This window comes from Lysobacter sp. ESA13C, assembly GCF_019970005.1.
GTDB classification, from domain to species: Bacteria; Pseudomonadota; Gammaproteobacteria; order Xanthomonadales; family Xanthomonadaceae; genus Lysobacter; species Lysobacter antibioticus_B.
Genome location: NZ_JAHXYK010000048.1, coordinates 1 through 365, shown reverse-complemented (window position 1 = coordinate 365; position 365 = coordinate 1). Strand labels below are relative to the sequence as shown.

Genomic DNA, 365 nt, shown 5'->3' with positions numbered 1-365 from the left:
CTGGGCGACGGCGACGACAGCTTCGTCGTCCACGACGGCACCACCGTGCTCGGCACCATCGACGGCGGCGCCGGCCTGGATACGCGCGTCTACGACATCAACCTGAGCGCCAACCTGGGCTCGCTGGCCAGCTTCGAAGGCGTGACCAAGACCGGCACCGGCATGCTCAACGTCACCGGCCCGGGCGCGACCGATCTTCAGGAAGTCAGCGTGCTCGGCGGCACCTTGAACATCGGCCCGGCCGGCAGCGTGGTGGCGACGGCAGGCAGCACACTGGCCACGGTGGTCGGAGCCGGCGCGACCTTGAACGTCGACGGCAGCTTCGGTTGTGGCGCCGCCAACGACACGATGAGCGTGTCGGGCAC

The 365-nt window shown here is 69.6% G+C and carries 1 protein-coding gene; it reads left to right on the top strand.

Annotation, left to right across the window (positions count from 1 at the left end):
- Nucleotides 1-365, top strand: a 365-nt coding sequence (locus LC490_RS24280) for a hypothetical protein (protein WP_223621909.1), incomplete at both ends; no start/stop codon positions are given.